The following is a 17,425-nucleotide window of genomic DNA, read 5'->3' as shown; positions in this document are numbered from 1 at the left end:
GAAGCTCTTGATCGAAGCCCCGGTAAACGGCGGCCGTAACTATAACGGTCCTAAGGTAGCGAAATTCCTTGTCGGGTAAGTTCCGACCTGCACGAATGGTGTAACCATGGCCACGCTGTCTCCACCCGAGACTCAGTGAAATTGAAATCGCAGTGAAGATGCTGTGTACCCGCGGCTAGACGGAAAGACCCCGTGAACCTTTACTACAGCTTGGCACTGAACATTGAACCTACATGTGTAGGATAGGTGGGAGACTTAGAAGCAGCGACGCTAGTTGTTGTGGAGTCGTCCTTGAAATACCACCCTTGTAGTTTTGATGTTCTAACGTTGGCCCCTGAATCGGGGTTACGGACAGTGCCTGGTGGGTAGTTTGACTGGGGCGGTCTCCTCCCAAAGAGTAACGGAGGAGCACGAAGGTTGGCTAAGTACGGTCGGACATCGTACGGTTAGTGTAATGGTAGAAGCCAGCTTAACTGCGAGACAGACACGTCGAGCAGGTACGAAAGTAGGTCATAGTGATCCGGTGGTTCTGAATGGAAGGGCCATCGCTCAACGGATAAAAGGTACTCCGGGGATAACAGGCTGATACCGCCCAAGAGTTCATATCGACGGCGGTGTTTGGCACCTCGATGTCGGCTCATCACATCCTGGGGCTGAAGTCGGTCCCAAGGGTATGGCTGTTCGCCATTTAAAGTGGTACGCGAGCTGGGTTTAGAACGTCGTGAGACAGTTCGGTCCCTATCTGCCGTGGGCGTTTGAGAATTGAGAGGGGTTGCTCCTAGTACGAGAGGACCGGAGTGAACGAACCGCTGGTGTTCGGGTTGTCATGCCAATGGCATTGCCCGGTAGCTACGTTCGGAACTGATAAGCGCTGAAAGCATCTAAGCGCGAAGCAGGCCTCGAGATGATTTCTCACTAGACTTTTAAAGTCTCTGAAGGGCCGTTGAAGACTACAACGTTGATAGGCAAGATGTGGAAGTGGTGTGAGCCATTAAGCTAACTTGTACTAATTACCCGTGAGGCTTAACCATACAACGCCAAACGCGTTTTGTGACAGAAACAAGCGACAGAAGTTAATAGCTAAAGTAGAAAGATACTTAGACTTAAAAAATATTATCAGAGTTTTCCAAATTTAGTTGGTACGTGAAAACGGACTGACGACCAAATTTGCTTGGTAACCATAGCGTTTTGGACCCACCTGACCCCATGCCGAACTCAGTAGTGAAACGAAACAGCGCCGATGATAGTGTAGCATTTGCTATGTGAAAGTAGGACATTGCCAGGCTCCAAATAAGAGAAACCCGTTACAGCGATGTAACGGGTTTTTTTGCTGTCTGGGATTTAATAAATAGCCAGACCCATGGCTAACTCATCAGAGAAGTAAAACAGCTCGAAGGCGAGCCCCACGGAAGGCCGCCCCGACACAATGATAGTGTAGCATTTGCTATGTGACTCTCTACCGCTGTGGGCACTACGACATTGCCAGGCTCCAAATACAAGAAAGCCCGACTCGAAAGAGCCGGGCTTTTTTACGTCTGCAGAAAAGTGAAAATACATTCCAGATATTATTCGCACAGTCTCCACCACCACCGTAGCGTGGGTTGAGTATGACGAAACCCGCGGATAAGGCTCGCCGCTCATCTTTTTATGGTAAATATTGCGTTTCAGCAGTGAGCTTTACGAGTGCTTTAGCGTAATTATGCTTGTGCGTAGTTAGATTTATTACCTAGCCAGCGATGAATTAAAGAGTCTATAAGGTCGGGGTTTTGTTTTAGCATTTGCTGTGCAATGGGTCTGACTTGATTTAGCGTGTGTTTATCTCGAGTAAGATCCGCTATTTTAAATTCTGCTAAGCCAGTTTGTTTAGTGCCGAGCACTTCACCAGGCCCACGTATTTCTAAATCTCGCTCTGCGATGACAAAGCCATCATTACTGTCTCTTAATACACCTAAACGTTTTTGAGCGGTGTGAGAAAGGGGAGCGTGATATAACAGTACGCAATGCGAAGCGGTGGCTCCTCGTCCTACGCGTCCACGTAATTGGTGTAATTGTGCTAATCCTAAGCGCTCAGGATTTTCTATGATAATTAAACTGGCATTGGGTACGTCTACACCTACTTCTATTACTGTTGTTGCAACAAGTACGTGAATATTGCCTGCTTTAAAGTCGCTCATGATCGCTTGTTTTTCAGCGGCTTTCATACGGCCATGGACGAGCCCGACATTAAGCTCTGGCAACGCCTCTTTTAATTGTAATGCGCTGTCTTCAGCTGCTTGGCATTGTAGGGCTTCTGATTCGTCAATAAGGGTACATACCCAATAAACCTGTCTGCCTTGTTCGTTACAGGCAAGCTTAACACGGTTTATTATATCTTCTCGGCGTGTATCAGGAATGGCAACAGTGGTTATAGGTGTGCGCCCAGGAGGTAACTCATCTATCACTGAGGTTTCTAAATCGGCATAGGCCGTCATAGCCAATGTACGCGGAATGGGGGTTGCGGTCATGACTAACTGATGAGGATAACAATTACCAAATTTGCCTTTTTCACGCAGTGAGAGGCGTTGATGAACACCAAAGCGATGTTGCTCATCGATGATAATCAATACTAAGTTATTAAATTTTACCTCGTCTTGAAATAGGGCGTGCGTGCCCACTATCATTTGCGCTTCCCCTGAGGCGATTTTTTCAAGTGTATTAGTACGCTCTTTTCCTTTAGTTTTACCGCCTAGCCAAGCAACGTTAATCCCAAGACTTTCAAACCATTGCTTGAAATTTATTCCGTGTTGTTCAGAAAGGATTTCTGTAGGTGCCATTAGGGCAACTTGAAAACCTTGTGCTATTGCTGTTAATGCACTTAATGCTGCAACCAGTGTTTTACCTGAGCCTACATCACCTTGTACTAATCGCATCATGGGGTAGGCATGCTGTAAATCCCCTTTTATTTCGGCTACAACTCTATTTTGTGCATTAGTCGGTGCAAAAGGGAGTTGCGCTAAAAATTGGCTCTCTAATGTATTTGTAGGGCTTAGGGAAACTGCACTTACTTGCTGCCCTTGCTCGCGTACTTTTAATAAGCTTAAGTTTTGGGCAAGTAGCTCTTCAAATACTAAGCGTTGTTGTGCCGGATGCATGCCTTGTTCAAGCGAAATAATGTCAACATCATTCGCAGGGCGATGAAGTAGCAATAAAGCTTCACTTAATTGCATATGTGACGGTTGCCATTTTTCAGGGATAAGCTCTTCAACAGAATACTTATGTAATAAATCGATGGCTTGTTCACTTAACGCTCTAATTGATAATTGTTTTAAGCCTTCGGTGGTTGAATACACAGGGGTTAGTGTTGCGGCGGTTGGTTGCTCGTTTGGGGTATCGCTAATGCTGTATTCTGGGTGGCTCATTTCAAAGCCAACGCGCCCGCGTCTTACCTCACCAAAGCAACGGATTATTTTGCCACTGCTAAATGCGTTTTTTTGCGCTGCTGTAAAATTAAAAAACCGTAAAGTAAGCCTACCTGTACCATCGTTTATTTGCACCACTAACATACGCCGTTTACCAAAGGTCACTTGGCTTGTTTCTATTGTTGCCTCAACAGTGCAGTGGCTGTGTAAAGTAACATCGTTAATAGCATAAATACGGGTACGATCTTCATAGCGTAAAGGCAAATGAAAGAGCATATCTTGCACGGTAGTTATACCTAACTTTTGTAGGCGCTCGGCCATTTTGGGACCTACCCCTTTCAGTTCTGTAATGGGGTATTGGCTTAAGCTAGGTTTAGACAATGTAGACTCAAATTTGTTTATTTGTGAATGAGTTAAGTGTACTCACAGGTTTGCTAAGCATCAAGCATGTTTTAAAGCGTGCCAAAACTGCTCATTAGCGACTATTTCACCTTCTTCATCGAGTGGTGGGTAAGGTAGGTTTTTTAATCTACATTGTTTCGCAATAACTGGGTGATACCCTTCAAAATACATAGGGTGTTTAATCTCTTCACTTAGCATATCGCGCTTATATAGCCCTGCTTTTTCTCGTTGATGCTGTGCTTCAAATAAAATAAGTGCAGCAGCTACTGATACATTAAGTGATTGCACCATGCCTTGCATAGGAATAATAATATTTTGATCGGCGTGTTTTAGCGCGCGCTCAGAAATCCCCGTTTTTTCTTGGCCAACGATTATAGCTGTGGGTTTTGTGTAATCGATTTCTCTAAAATCTACAGCATCTTCGCTCAAGTGTGTTGCTAATATTTGTACATCTGGGTTGTGCTTTCGCATCATCGCAGCAGCATCATCAATATTTTTATGCAGGTGTGTTTCTAGCCAGTTTTTACTGCCGCCAGAAGTATTATTGGTCAGCCATTTTTGGTTTTCTGGCCATACAGCATGCACATGATGGCAACCTACTGCATCAGCACTTCTTACAATAGCTGAGAGATTATGATGTTTATGTACGTCTTCTAGGCAGACTGTTAGGTCTGTTTGGCGACGTGAGAGCACGTCTTTTATTCGTTGGTAGCGATTTTGCTGCATGGTGATCCTCTTTTTTGATAATTATACGTAATTTTATCTATTAAGGCATTACTGTGCGGCTAATTGGATTTTGCAAAGAGATTAGGGTCTCGGTTGATTGAATCGCCTCTATAGCTTGTATTTTATTAATGAGCACGTCTTGCAGATGGTCGATAGACTTGGCCATTACCTTTATAAAAATGCTGTAGTTACCCGTGGTGTAATAAGCTTCAACTACTTCTTCTAATGCTTCTAGTTTAATCAGTGTTTCTGGGTAGTCGCGAGCGTTGTTTAAGTTAATACCGATAAAACAACATACATCGTAACCAAGTTGCTTTGTACTAATGCTTAATTGGGTGCCGGTAATGATGCCCGCTTGTTTCATTTTTTCTACGCGCACGTGAATTGTGCCGGCACTTACTGCAAACCGTTTAGCTAATTCTGCGTAGGCTGTACGGGCATTGGCCATTAGAGCGTGAAGTATCTGTTTATCGAGATTATCGATTTGATAATTTTCCATTATTTTTGCTTACTTAAATTAGTGAATCTACATTTTTATACCGTGTAAATTAATCGATTTTACATATTAAAGCTATTTTTATTATGGGTTATTGAATTAAAAGTTTAAATCGTTACAGTAACCTCATTAAAGGCGCCTACAGGGTGTTTTTTCATTAATAAGCAAGTAACAATAACTGGGAATGAGGCCAATTATTATGAGTTCACACTATGTGCAACAACAGCAGCAAATAAGTAGAGTTAAGCAGTTTTTTTCACAGCAATTAGAGCAGCAACTAGGGTTAGTTGAAGTTCAGGCTCCTATTTTGGCCAAAGTAGGTGATGGCACACAAGATAACCTGAGCGGCCACGAGAATGCAGTTGCTGTTAACGTAAAAGCAATTACCGATAGCAGTTATGAAGTTGTTCATTCGCTTGCTAAATGGAAACGTAAAACGCTAGCGACTTATGGCTTTTCTGTAGGTGAAGGTATTTATACGCAAATGAAAGCGTTGCGCCCAGATGAAGACTCATTAAGCCCAATACATTCTGTTTATGTTGATCAATGGGATTGGGAAAAGGTAATTTGCCAACGTACTGAACGTACGCTCTCTACATTACAAGACACAGTTAAAGCCATTTACACTGGCATCAAGCAAACAGAGCAGTTTGTAAGTGAAAGCTTTGGTATAGCCCCATTCTTACCTAGTGAAATCACATTTATACACAGTGAGCAATTACGCAAAATGTACCCTGACTTTAGCGCAAAGCAACGCGAAAAAGCCATTGCACAAGAGTACGGTGCGGTATTTTTAATTGGTATTGGTGGTGCATTAGGTGATGGTAAAATCCATGATGTACGCGCTCCAGATTACGACGATTGGTCTACACAAACGATTGACGGATACACAGGATTAAATGGCGATATTTTAGTGTGGAACCCTGTGTTAGAAGATGCCTTTGAAATATCATCTATGGGTATTCGTGTAAGCCCTGATGTATTAAAAGCGCAATTGAGCATAACAGGCGATGAAGAACGCCTAGCATTCGATTGGCATAAAGCATTATTAGAAGAGGCTTTCCCACAAACAATTGGTGGCGGAATAGGGCAATCGCGCTTAGCAATGTTATTACTGCAAAAGCAGCATATTGGACAAGTGCAAGTAGGTGTATGGCCAAAGCAAACGCACGATACGGTAAGTGACTTACTGTAAATTATAAAGGGCGCTAAATGCGCCCTAATGTGTTTTAAAGTTTATTTCTACTTTATTGTTTTGTAGGTTTATATTGCAAGGTGGATAGTTGCGGGTAGTTTTTAATACTTTATCAAAAATATGGATCTCTACCCCTGAGTGTAATGATGTATTAACGACGAGATTTGCATCGCTAAGTAGGTCGTGGAGTTCATGATCTAGGCTAGATAACTTTTTCTCTAGCTGCTCTGCTTGTTGGCAATAATGCTGTTGTGTTGCGCCAATTTTTTTAATGAGCAGATTCTTCTTTTCTATATCTTTTACTTTATCTGCTTTTTCTAGTGCTGCTTGAAGGGTATCAAGCTGCTCATCGGTTTTTGCTAAGTCTTTAAAGCAGTTATCTGTGTCGGCCGTTATTTCAGCGCCGGATGCGGCTAAATTGATAGCCATTTTTGCGCCTGATTCATTACCTATTTCGCCAGCAATTAACACGGTTGCATCAAGAATCTCTCCACCAAAAATTTTCCCTTTGGGTAACTCTGTTTGGCCAACTTGTAATAAGTGTTTTGCTTTAATAGCACAATGGCTGGCTTGGCGGTCTATAAAAATGTTTTTGCCCTGCATATAACAGTATTGTGCGTGAGATACATGAACATCACCTTCACTTTTAATAGAGCACGACAATGTTTTATCTTCGAGCTTTTGGTGGCCAATAATGCCTTGCTTTACAGTGATGTTTCCGCCGGCTGATAATTCGCCAGATTCGACCGTGCCAAAAACAGTAATGTCGCCTTTTGCGGTGACTCGCATTCCTGGGTCAATGTTTTTAGTCACAATAACACTGCCTTCAAAATCAATATGGCCGCTTTTAACATCTACATCAGAGATGGTAAAAATATCATCAACTCGCATACCGTTAGGTATTTCTACGGGGACCCCCGCTGTTGTAGAAACAAGCTCGAGCGGATTTGTTTTTGATATTTCGGCGCCTTCACCTGCCACTAACTTTTTATTTTCACCGGGTTTAGCCGGTAGTATGTCACCTACTACAGTGAATCCTTCTTTACCGGGAGTTGCAGGTTGCTGGCGGATCAGTACAGTGCCGGGCTCTACGCTTGCCAGTTTACCAAAGTCGCGCATATCAACACTGCCATCTTCCTTCATTTTTGGTGCTTTTAGGCGATCTTTGAGGGTTTCTACCATAGCTACAAATTTTGTTGCTGTGCCTTCGGCTGGCAGGCGGCCTTTGGCTAGAATCCCTTTTGCCACTGTACCTGGGGGTAAGTTAAATTGTTTATCTAAAAGCTGCTCTAAAAAAGCTTGTTTGTAACCACGTACAACCCCTGCTTTTATGAGTTGTTTTTTGCCCTCTTCTAACGAAAGTACTTTACCACCATAAGCTAAGGTTAGCTCACCTATGGCTTGCATTTTATCTTCACTTAACGTTACCACAAGCGATGCATCGTGCTTACTTGCTACAACCAAGGTTGGCTCATTATTTTGCGCTTTAAAAAAATTATCAATAGCCTCGTGGTCAATTTTGCATTCGCAAAACGTCGACTTCTCGAGTGCATCAATTATAAAAGCGGCGCTAGGTGGAGCGTGCTTACTTACATCAAGTAATACGTTCCCATTATTGGCAAGCTTAAACACTAGTTAATCCTTTTCTACTACTAAAGTTAAGATTGATTTTATTGCATGATTACAGAGTGCTAGATATTTACATGTGAGTCAAGAGAGGGCGATAAACAAAGGCTAGCAGTGAAAAATAGAGCTATAAAGGGGGTTTATAGCTCTGTATTTATTAATTAGTTGAAGGAAGTTCCATAATGCCGTCAATTTCAACTTGTGCGCCTTTTGGAAGAGCACGTACACCTAGTGCTGCACGGGCAGGATAAGGCTGCTTGAAATATTGGCTCATTACTTCATTAACAGTGGCAAAGTTTGATAAGTCTGTTAGGTAAATATTAATTTTAACAAGATCTTGGATTTTACCGCCTGCTTCTTCGCACACCGCTGTAATGTTTTTAAATACTTGATGTGTTTGCTCGCTAAAGTCTTCTGAAACCATTTCCATTGTTTCTGGTACAAGTGGAATTTGTCCAGATAAATAAACGGCAGTACCTACTTTAACCGCTTGGCTATAAGTGCCGATAGCAGCAGGTGCTTTTTCGGTAGAAATAAATGCTTTATTCATGAGTTTCCTATTTTACTTTTTACGATAGACTCTTTGCACATCAGGCATCACGCGAATGCGGCGCATAATATTAGCAACATGGACGCGGTTTTTAACGGTAACGCCCAAGTCTATCACATATAAATTACTTTCTTTTTCGTCGGTCGTGATCTCAACAATGTTGGCTTGGGTTGTAGCAACAACATTTGTGAGTTTAGCCAAAGCCCCTTGGTGATTAATTATTTCCACCCGTAGCGCAGCAATATATTCTTTTTCTGGATTGTCATCCCATTTTACAACCAGGTATTTTGAGCGTTCGTTTTCCCAGCCGCGAATATTTTTACATTCTTGGCGATGAACGGTAAGCCCTTTACCTTGGCTAATATGTGCAGTGATGGCATCCCCTGGTACAGGTCGGCAACACTTAGAATAATTAACCAACATGCCTTCGGTACCAATAATGGTTGCTTTGGCTTGTTTGCTAATATCAGACAAGTCGTCGCTTTCTTCTTGCAATAAGCGTTTAGCGATTAACACGCTCATTAAGTTACCTGCGCCTATTTCTACTAGTAATTCTAATACTGTAGATAATTCGTGCTCTTCGAGTACGCGGGCTATGTTTTCATCGGCAATGCTGTCGAGCTTATTTTCACCTAAGGCAGAATCGAGTAAACGTCGGCCTAATAACAGAGCTTCTTCTTGGTGTTGGCTCTTAAGATAGTTTCTTATCCCTAAACGGGCTTTACCTGTAACTATAAAGTTTAACCACGTTGCATTAGGGTGTGCACCCGAGCTGGTAATAATTTCAACACTTTGCCCAGTATCTAAGGCTTTGCTTAGCGGGTAAGGTTTACGGTTTACCCTTGCACCTACACAAGTGTTACCTACATCAGTATGCACCGCGTAAGCAAAATCAACTGCTGTAGCGCCCATTGGCAACTCTACTATGCGGCCATCGGGAGTAAATACGTATATTTCTTCTGGGAACAGCTCGGTTTTAACGTTCTCGACAAATTCGAATGATGAGCCGGCACTTTGTTGAAGCTCCAGCAAACTTTGCATCCATTGACGCGCACGCTGTTGAGCTGTGTTACCCGCGCCATCACCGGCTTTTTTATACATCCAGTGCGCAGCAACCCCTTTATCGGCCATGTGATCCATATCATGCGTACGCACTTGTATTTCTACCGGAATGCCGTGTGGGCCTACTAATGACGTATGCAAAGACTGATAACCATTTGTTTTAGGTACGGCAATATAATCTTTAAAACGCGTTTCGATAGGCTTATACAGGTTATGTGCAACACCTAACACGCGATAACAGGTATCCATTGCATCTACGTTTATTCTAAAGGCGTAAATATCCATTACCTCATTAAAAAGCAGCTCTTTATTCAACATTTTTTTATAAATGCTATAAAGGTGTTTTTCACGCCCAGAAACCGTAGCTTTAATTCCCGACTCTTCAAGGCGTGCTTCTATTTCGGTTTGAATATTAGAGATAACTTCTTTGCGATTGCCTCGTGCTTTTGCCACTTCAGATTTAAGTGCACGATGACGCATAGGATATAAAGCCTGAAAACCTAAATCTTCTAGCTCATTTTTAATATCGTGAATACCTAAACGGTTTGCAATAGGTGCGTATATTTCAAGTGTTTCACGGGCAATACGACGGCGCTTATCAGGGCGCAGGGCGCCTAATGTACGCATATTGTGAGTACGATCGGCCAGTTTAATTAAAATAACCCGAATATCTTGGGTCATCGCCATGATCATTTTTCGGTAGTTCTCAGCTTGGAATTCTTTTTTGTCTTTAAAGCTAAGTTTATCGAGTTTACTTACCCCTTCAACAAGTTCGGCAACCGTATCGCCAAATATTTCGGCTAAGTCCTGTTGGCTAAAATCGGTATCTTCAATAACGTCATGCATTAGCGCGGCCATCAGTGTTTCATGGTCAAGGTGCATGCCAGCAAGAATTTGGGTTACTTCAACAGGGTGAGTAATGTACGGCTCGCCGCTTGAGCGAGTTTGCCCCTCGTGAGCTTCTCGGGCTACCACGTAGGCTTTTTGCACTAGCTCTACTTCAGCAGCAGGCAAGTATTCAGATATTTTCTTTTTAAGACCTTCAAAAAGATACATTCACACTCCAATGTTCTCGTGAAGCAATAAGTAAGGGTAAGTAATAGAATATACGATGAAAAGAGGGGATTGCCAACGGCTAGAGTAGAAATACTGAGCCGTTGACTAAATCAAACCGGGTGGTTGATTATTGATTACCGCCAACAATAGCAGCAACCGCAGCTAATTCAGCTGCTTCTTGGTGTTGTTGTTCTTCACGGTCAATAACGTCCATTGATGAACTATCAACTAAACCTTTTTCGATTTCACGTAGAGCGATAACGGTTGGTTTGTCATTTTCAGCGTCTACCAGTGGGTCTTTACCACCAACAGCAATTTGGCGGGCACGACGAGCCGCAACTAAAATTAAGTCAAAACGATTACCAATTGCATCTACTGCATCTTCAACTGTTACGCGAGCCATCTCAGCACTCCAAAATAATTTAAAAGCAAAGGCGTAGTTTACTGCAAGCAGCTTGTTTCGCCAATAGCCAGTGGTTAATTTTTACCAGTTTTCCCTCTAAAGGGCATAAATGGCTTATTTAAGTAAGTTTGTAATTAAATCGTGATGACGACTAGCTTGTGCCTTTAAGGTTAAGCGCTGCGCTAACACGATAGTTTCAATATTGCTAAGCGCTGTTTCAAAATCATCGTTAACCACAACATAATCATATTCATTGTAGTGCGATGTTTCTGATTGCGCTTTGGCCATACGCCCAGCAATTACTTCGGCAGAATCTTGGCCCCGGTTATTTAAGCGCTGCTCAAGCTCAGCTTTAGAAGGAGGCAAAATAAAAATTGTTTGCACGCTTGGCATAATTTCGCGCACTTGCTGCGCACCTTGCCAGTCAATATCTAAAAATACATCAATACCGGCATCCAGCTGCGACTCAATAGCCTGCTTTGAAGTACCGTAGTAATTATCGAATACTTGCGCCCATTCAAAAAAATCATCTTTAGCAATTAATGCTTTAAATTCATTGGCGCTTACAAAGTGATAATGCACCGCATTTTCTTCACCAGGGCGAGGGCTTCGGGTGGTATGCGAGACCGATACTTTCATATCTGCATGTTTTTTTAATAACGCCGTGATTAAGCTAGATTTACCCGCACCTGAAGGCGCAGATAAAATAAATAAATTTCCGCGAGTTTGAGCCATGTTTTTCTCTACTTAAAATAAACAGGCTTGGACTAAATCAATAACCCAAGCCTTTAATTACGCTATTGTACTTTATTTAACTAATTGTGCTCAAGTAAGTAGCACACAAGTACGATCACTCAATATTTTGAATCTGAATGTAGAATAACTTTTTAAATGTTATATTTTTCATTGTGTTAGCTGGGGGGTTGGTTTTTGAGATGTATTTGGTAACCGATATAGTAACCACTTGGAGTCTGTTTCTGATAAATAGAGTTTATTTTACTAAAGAGGAAATAAGCTTAAATCAGTACCGAATAACATACATAAAAATTGATAAACTGCTTAGTTTTTGTATTATACACCCAAACATAATTAAATAATCAAGGAAGAGTGTTTTATGAAACCTATGCACGCATACCCTCATCCCGAGAGACCTCAAAATCCTTCACCCTTAGAAATGGCTATTTATAACTATGAGTTAAAAGCTAAAGAGTTCCATAACAAGAGAATAGCTCAAAAAGGGAAGGCGAGTGAAGATCTTAAAAATAAGATGGCTCGTGATTTTAATCATTTGAAAAAAGAGAAAGAGAGAATTACTGCTCATGCTCGCTTACAAACAGATTTAAAAGAATACCGAGAGCTAAGTGCAAGCTCTACAGTCACTCAATTAAAGCAAGAAAAGCATCATCCAACACAAAAGCTTGCTCGCCACTTGGCTGCAATAGGGGAGCCTAAACCAACTAAGCTGCACGAGGCTCACCATATTATTTGTGGCACAGGGCAATACCAATCAGCAAATATGTTACAAACAAGGCTTAACCTTCATCTGCATGGAGTTGGTATTAACGATCCCATTAACGGTGTATGGTTAATTAACTTTGAAAAAAATAAAGACCAGAACTGGGATAGCCCAGCTTCGCCACCTCATCGAAAGCTACACAGATATAACTATGAGACATGGATTAATACTAACTTTGGTAATGCGGCTACGCCTAAAGCTTTATTTTTGAATAGGTTGAAAACTGTTAAAGTTAAAATAAAAACGGGTACTGTACCTGCAGGTTTGCTTGAACCAAAAGACGAAAACTGGAAGGCTTTATAGTGACTGTATATCAAATTAAAAACGAAGCTTACACATACGACGTAATCGACTTTAATATTGTTGAACTATCAAAAATACTTTCAAAGCACAGTGACCTTGAACTAGATACTGTATTAAAGATGTTTATGTCAGCCTCACTAAATAATATCGAATTTAGTCATCTATGGCCCGAGGGGTTAAATTTTGATTATTTTGGTAAAGCTAAAAAGCAAGACTATGACATATCGCTGCTAGGCAAATTTCTAATAATGAAGATGCCAGTATATGAGTTATTGAAAGAGCGTTTAGCAAGTTTTGGAGAGTTTTTACCCGTTAAAGCTGAAGGCAATAACATGATGTTGTTTAATTTGCTTACCTTCGGAAAAGAGCAAAAAGACATGTGTTTAACCAAATACGAAGATGGCTTTGAAGACGGTTTAGAGTTACTTTCCTTTGAGCAAGACGACATACAAAGCAAGTTATTATTTAAGTCTAAGCTGGAAGGTGCTCAAAAAGTTTATTGTACTGATGAGTTTAAAAACATCATCCACAGTAACAATCTTAAAGGCTTAGTGTTTGATGAAGATTTACTAGATCCGTTTGTTTGATTTTATACTTATAAAGTGTATTTATCACTCAAGTATACTTCTTAGGTATATTCAAATATCTTGAAATCATACTTTTAAGCTCTATAATTACGCGTAACAACACCCCTCCCGCTACCCGTAAGCTCAGCGCCCTGCGAGGGGTTAATTGTTTATAAAGCATAGTAAAGCTGCTTACATAACCTTTGCCCCATAATCATAATTTGTATATTATCTCAACTAATAAGAACAATGGATTAGCTGTTTAGTTATCTACTAATATGGCTTGGCAAGGGAATGCAATGTCGTTACCCGATTACCAATCTTTCATGACTCCTCTTTTAAAATGTTTAGCTAGCGGTAAAACCGTAAAGCTCAAAGATATTGAAGCAAGCGTTTACCAAAGCCTAAGCTTATCGGCTGAGCAGCTTAAACTGCGTATTCCCAGTGGAAAGCAAACTTATGCTTATCATCGTTTAGGCTGGGCCAAAACTTACTTAGTGCAAGCGGGTTTAATTGAGCAACCTAAAAGAGCTTTTTGTAAAATCACCCCAAAAGGGCTAGCTGTAATTGAGTCTGGCGAGCCAATCAATAACCAATACTTAAGCAAATTTGATGCATTCATTGATTTTAAAACACGTTCTAAAGACGAAAGTGAATCTGCACAAGTGAATGCCACCAGCATAGTCAGTAACAATTCAGATAAAACCCCTGAAGAGCTTATCGAAGCTGCAGTCGATACGCTCAATACCAATTTAAGTGACGAAGTACTAAAAGCGATACTAGCAGCATCCCCCGTATTCTTTGAAAACCTTGTAGTCGATTTAATGCTCGCCATGGGTTACGGCGGATCACGCAAAGATGCAGGCCAAGCTACGCAATATACTCAAGACGGTGGCATTGATGGCATAATAAAAGAAGATAAACTCGGCCTCGAAATGATATATTTACAGGCCAAACGCTACACCAATAAAACAGTGGGTAGACCAGATATACAAGCTTTTGCGGGGGCGCTTGATATGCACCGCGCTAAAAAAGGCGTATTCATTACCACCAGCAGTTTTAGTAAAGACGCCTTTGACTACATTGATAGAATAGACAAACGAATAGTGCTTATAGATGGTGCACAACTTACAGAGCTAATGCTTAGTCATAATTTAGGCGTTAGCACCAAACACGTATTTGAAGTAAAAACGCTTGATAGCGATTACTTTTTAGAAGATTAGATAGCGCGAATACATTACTATCGCAATAAAGAGGTTTTACCTCTAACTAAAAAATTAAGAGAATAGAGTAAATGGTTGAACAACATAAAAAAGAGCTGGAAAAACAACTATGGAATATTGCTAATCAATTAAGAGGCAATATGAGTGCAGATGACTTTAGGGACTTTATCTTAGGATTTATTTTTTATAAATATTTGTCTGAACGTATGGACTTGTATGCGGATGATATTTTAAAAGAAGATAGTATCAAGTTTGACGCAATTGATGAAAATACAGACGAAGGGAAAGAGTACCTCGATGCAATTAAAGAGGAAGCTATTGATCATCTTGGCTACTTTTTGAAACCGAGTGAGCTTTTTCATGTATTAGCTGAAAAGGGTTTGAATGGGGAGTTCATCATAGAGAGGTTAACTCAAGTTCTGAATCATATAGAACAAAGTACTATGGGGACTGCTTCTGAAGATGATTTTACAGGGCTCTTCGATGATCTAGACTTAACGTCAAATAAGTTAGGGAAAACAGAAAAAGCAAAAAATGAACTAGTTACTAAAATTCTGGTGCGACTTGATGATATTGACTTTTTACATCATGAAACTGACATTGATGTGCTCGGAGATGCTTACGAGTATCTTATTGGTCAGTTTGCTTCTGGTGCCGGCAAAGGGGCAGGTGAGTTCTACACGCCACCAGCGGTATCTAAGTTACTTGCAAAAATTGTTACGTTAGGCAAAGAAAAAATTGGTAGCGTGTACGATCCAACTTGTGGTTCTGGTTCCTTGCTTTTAAAAGTCATAAATGAATATAAAGATCAAGAGTCTTATAAAGATATAAAAGTATACGGGCAAGAATCAAATCCGACTACATATAACCTAGCTCGTATGAATATGATTTTACACGGTATGCATTACCGTAACTTTGATATTCAACAAGACGATACTCTTGAGCAGCCACAGCACCTTGAGAAGCGCTTTGAAGCCGTAGTAGCAAACCCACCATTTTCAGCTGATTGGAGTGCATCAGCAGGCTTTTTAACTGATGAGCGCTTTCAAGATTACGGAAAGTTAGCTCCTAAAAGTAAAGCTGATTTTGCTTTTGTCCAGCACATGGTTCATCAGTTAGATGAAAATGGCACTATGGCTGTTGTCTTACCTCACGGCGTATTATTCCGTGCAGGTGCAGAAGGTCATATTCGTAAGCATTTAATTAAAGATAAAAACTATCTTGATGCTGTAATTGGTTTACCAGCAAACATCTTTTACGGCACACCAATTCCAACTTGTATTTTACTTATAAAAAAGAACAGAGAAAACAGTGAGAATATTCTATTTATTGATGCCAGCAAAAGTTATGGGAAAGGAAAAAATCAAAACTTTCTAAGAGATGCTGACATACAAGATATTTTAAAAGCTATAGAAAAACGAGAGCTACTCGAGCCTGAGAAAGCAAATAAATTTGCTAGGGCTGTATCATTGGAAGAAATAGAACAAGAAAATAGCTTTAATTTAAATATATCTAGATATGTCGATACGTTTGAAGATGAAGAGTTGATTGATATAAGCCAATTGGTTACAAAATCAGAAAGTCTTGAGTTGGATATAACAATGCTTGATAAAGCTATTAATCGATACTGTAGTGAACTTGGGCTAAAGGCGATCTAATATGACTTCTATTATGTGCCCCAAAACTAGATTTAAAGAATTTAAAGAGTCTTGGAAAAAAACTAAGTTAAATGAATATTTATATGAAATATCTTCAGGGTGGAGTCCTCAATGTGAATCAAGGTCAGTTGAAGGTGATGAGTGGGGAGTACTAACTACCACATCTACAACTTGGGATGGCTTTGATGAGGAAGCCAATAAAAAGTTACCGGAAAGTTTAACTCCTAAAGAGCATTTAAAAGTAAATAAAGGGGATATTCTAATAACAAGAGCTGGGCCAGTTAATAGAGTAGGTGTTGTTTGTCGAGTAAATAGCCAGCCTAAACGCAATGTAATGCTTTCAGATAAGCTAATTCGCATTGTTACAAGTGAAGCCATTGATAGTAGGTTTTTGGCCTTTTACTTAAAGTTACCTTCCGTACAAAATTATTTTACTTGTAGAAAGTCTGGCTTAGCTGAGGCTCAATCAAACATAAGCCAAGACATAATAAAGAAAGTCCCATTAGCAATTCCCAATATTAACGAACAAGAAAAAATTTCAGATTTCTTTACTGTATTAGATAGCAAACTCAGCAAGCTTAAAGAAAAGTACACTTTAACAATCCAGTACAAAAAAGCAGTGATGCAAAAATTATTTAAGCAAGAGCTCCGATTTAAAGATGAAAATGGCAATGCCTTTCCTGATTGGCAAGAGAAAAAAATGGGTCAAGTTATTAACCCTGAGATTAGAGAAATAGCAAAACCTAATGAAAAATATTTAGCATTAGGTATCAGAAGCCATATGAAAGGTACATTTCAAAAACCAGGCTCTGATCCTGAAGCAGTTGCAATGGATAAATTATTTGTTGTAAGACCAAATGACTTAGTTGTAAATATCACATTTGCTTGGGAGGGGGCGATTGCTATTGCCAAAGTTGAAGATGATGGAGGTCTTGTTTCTCACCGTTTCCCGACATATACCTTTAAAAAGAATGAGGCAACACATCGATTTTTTAAACACATTATTCAATTGAAGCGTTTTAAATATATGTTGGATTTGATTTCACCGGGTGGTGCTGGCCGAAATCGAGTATTAAGTAAATCTGAATTTTTGAAACTTAAATGGGATTTCCCCTCGGTTAAAGAGCAAGAAAAAATAGCTGATTTTCTGGATACTTTGGATAAAAAACTCGATGCATTGAGTGAACAAATCGATCTAACACAAACCTTCAAAAAAGGTTTGTTACAGCAGATGTTTGTGTAGGA

The 17,425-nt window shown here is 40.4% G+C and carries 14 protein-coding genes and 2 rRNA genes (1 of these 16 only partly in view); 8 read left to right on the top strand and 8 right to left on the bottom strand.

Annotation, left to right across the window (positions count from 1 at the left end; genetic code table 11):
* Both EJ103_RS15145 and rrf read left to right on the top strand, forming a co-directional pair.
* Positions 1–1,031 (top strand): 23S ribosomal RNA (locus tag EJ103_RS15145) (it extends 1,854 nt beyond the left edge of the window).
* Positions 1,032–1,170: 139 nt separating this feature from the next.
* Positions 1,171–1,285: ribosomal RNA gene (rrf, locus tag EJ103_RS15140) — 5S ribosomal RNA — on the top strand.
* A gap of 412 nt (positions 1,286–1,697) precedes the next feature.
* Here rrf and recG read toward each other — a convergent pair.
* From recG to asnC, 3 genes are read right to left on the bottom strand one after another with little or no spacing between them, the layout of a single operon-like run.
* On the bottom strand, positions 1,698–3,779 hold the full coding sequence (recG, locus tag EJ103_RS15135) for an ATP-dependent DNA helicase RecG (RefSeq protein ID WP_126008429.1): 2,082 nt from the start codon (positions 3,777–3,779) through the stop codon (positions 1,698–1,700).
* A 60-nt stretch (positions 3,780–3,839) separates the two neighbouring features.
* On the bottom strand, positions 3,840–4,526 hold the full coding sequence (gene trmH / locus EJ103_RS15130; RefSeq protein WP_126008427.1) for a tRNA (guanosine(18)-2'-O)-methyltransferase TrmH: 687 nt from the start codon (positions 4,524–4,526) through the stop codon (positions 3,840–3,842).
* Between the two features lie 40 nt (positions 4,527–4,566).
* The gene (asnC, locus tag EJ103_RS15125) at positions 4,567–5,025 is read right to left on the bottom strand and encodes a transcriptional regulator AsnC (RefSeq protein ID WP_004588258.1); all 459 of its coding nucleotides are present in this window, start codon (positions 5,023–5,025) and stop codon (positions 4,567–4,569) included.
* Between the two features lie 196 nt (positions 5,026–5,221).
* On the opposite strand from asnC, the gene asnA reads away from it, so the two are divergent.
* Positions 5,222–6,217, top strand: a complete 996-nt coding sequence (gene asnA / locus EJ103_RS15120) for an aspartate--ammonia ligase (RefSeq protein ID WP_126008425.1) — start codon at positions 5,222–5,224, stop codon at positions 6,215–6,217.
* A gap of 24 nt (positions 6,218–6,241) precedes the next feature.
* Here asnA and EJ103_RS15115 read toward each other — a convergent pair whose 3' ends face one another.
* From EJ103_RS15115 to gmk, 5 genes are all read right to left on the bottom strand, one after another.
* Complete coding sequence (locus tag EJ103_RS15115; protein ID WP_054983951.1) at positions 6,242–7,849, bottom strand: FapA family protein; 1,608 nt, start codon at positions 7,847–7,849, stop codon at positions 6,242–6,244.
* A gap of 151 nt (positions 7,850–8,000) precedes the next feature.
* Positions 8,001–8,393 carry a RidA family protein gene (locus EJ103_RS15110; protein ID WP_004588255.1) on the bottom strand — a complete coding sequence of 131 codons (393 nt, stop codon included), beginning with the start codon at positions 8,391–8,393 and terminating at the stop codon, positions 8,001–8,003.
* A gap of 12 nt (positions 8,394–8,405) precedes the next feature.
* A complete protein-coding gene (gene spoT, locus EJ103_RS15105) occupies positions 8,406–10,511 on the bottom strand; it encodes a bifunctional GTP diphosphokinase/guanosine-3',5'-bis pyrophosphate 3'-pyrophosphohydrolase (protein ID WP_004588254.1) in 2,106 nt (701 codons plus the stop codon).
* Between the two features lie 127 nt (positions 10,512–10,638).
* Positions 10,639–10,914 carry a DNA-directed RNA polymerase subunit omega gene (rpoZ, locus tag EJ103_RS15100; RefSeq protein ID WP_004588253.1) on the bottom strand — a complete coding sequence of 92 codons (276 nt, stop codon included), beginning with the start codon at positions 10,912–10,914 and terminating at the stop codon, positions 10,639–10,641.
* 114 nt (positions 10,915–11,028) lie between these two features.
* Positions 11,029–11,649 (bottom strand): guanylate kinase, encoded by a 621-nt coding sequence (gene gmk, locus EJ103_RS15095; protein ID WP_126008423.1) that lies wholly within the window; start codon positions 11,647–11,649, stop codon positions 11,029–11,031.
* Between the two features lie 379 nt (positions 11,650–12,028).
* On the opposite strand from gmk, the gene EJ103_RS15090 reads away from it, so the two are divergent.
* The 5 genes from EJ103_RS15090 (at position 12,029) to EJ103_RS15070 (ending at position 17,423) form a co-directional block, all read left to right on the top strand.
* Positions 12,029–12,733, top strand: a complete 705-nt coding sequence (locus EJ103_RS15090; RefSeq protein WP_126008421.1) for an AHH domain-containing protein — start codon at positions 12,029–12,031, stop codon at positions 12,731–12,733.
* Positions 12,733–13,320, top strand: coding sequence for a hypothetical protein (locus EJ103_RS15085; RefSeq protein ID WP_126008419.1), 588 nt, complete (start codon positions 12,733–12,735; stop codon positions 13,318–13,320). The genes EJ103_RS15090 and EJ103_RS15085 overlap by 1 nt, the downstream gene beginning before the upstream one ends.
* A 278-nt stretch (positions 13,321–13,598) precedes the next feature.
* Positions 13,599–14,522 carry a restriction endonuclease gene (locus EJ103_RS15080; RefSeq protein WP_126008417.1) on the top strand — a complete coding sequence of 308 codons (924 nt, stop codon included), beginning with the start codon at positions 13,599–13,601 and terminating at the stop codon, positions 14,520–14,522.
* 71 nt (positions 14,523–14,593) lie between these two features.
* A complete protein-coding gene (locus EJ103_RS15075) occupies positions 14,594–16,180 on the top strand; it encodes a type I restriction-modification system subunit M (protein ID WP_126008415.1) in 1,587 nt (528 codons plus the stop codon).
* Between the two features lies 1 nt (position 16,181).
* Positions 16,182–17,423, top strand: coding sequence for a restriction endonuclease subunit S (locus EJ103_RS15070; protein WP_126008413.1), 1,242 nt, complete (start codon positions 16,182–16,184; stop codon positions 17,421–17,423).
* The last annotated feature ends 2 nt before the right edge of the window (positions 17,424–17,425 follow it).

Source organism: Pseudoalteromonas sp. Xi13, from assembly GCF_003952205.1.
Lineage (GTDB): Bacteria > Pseudomonadota > Gammaproteobacteria > Enterobacterales > Alteromonadaceae > Pseudoalteromonas > Pseudoalteromonas atlantica.
This window is presented reverse-complemented; position numbering and strand designations above follow the sequence as displayed.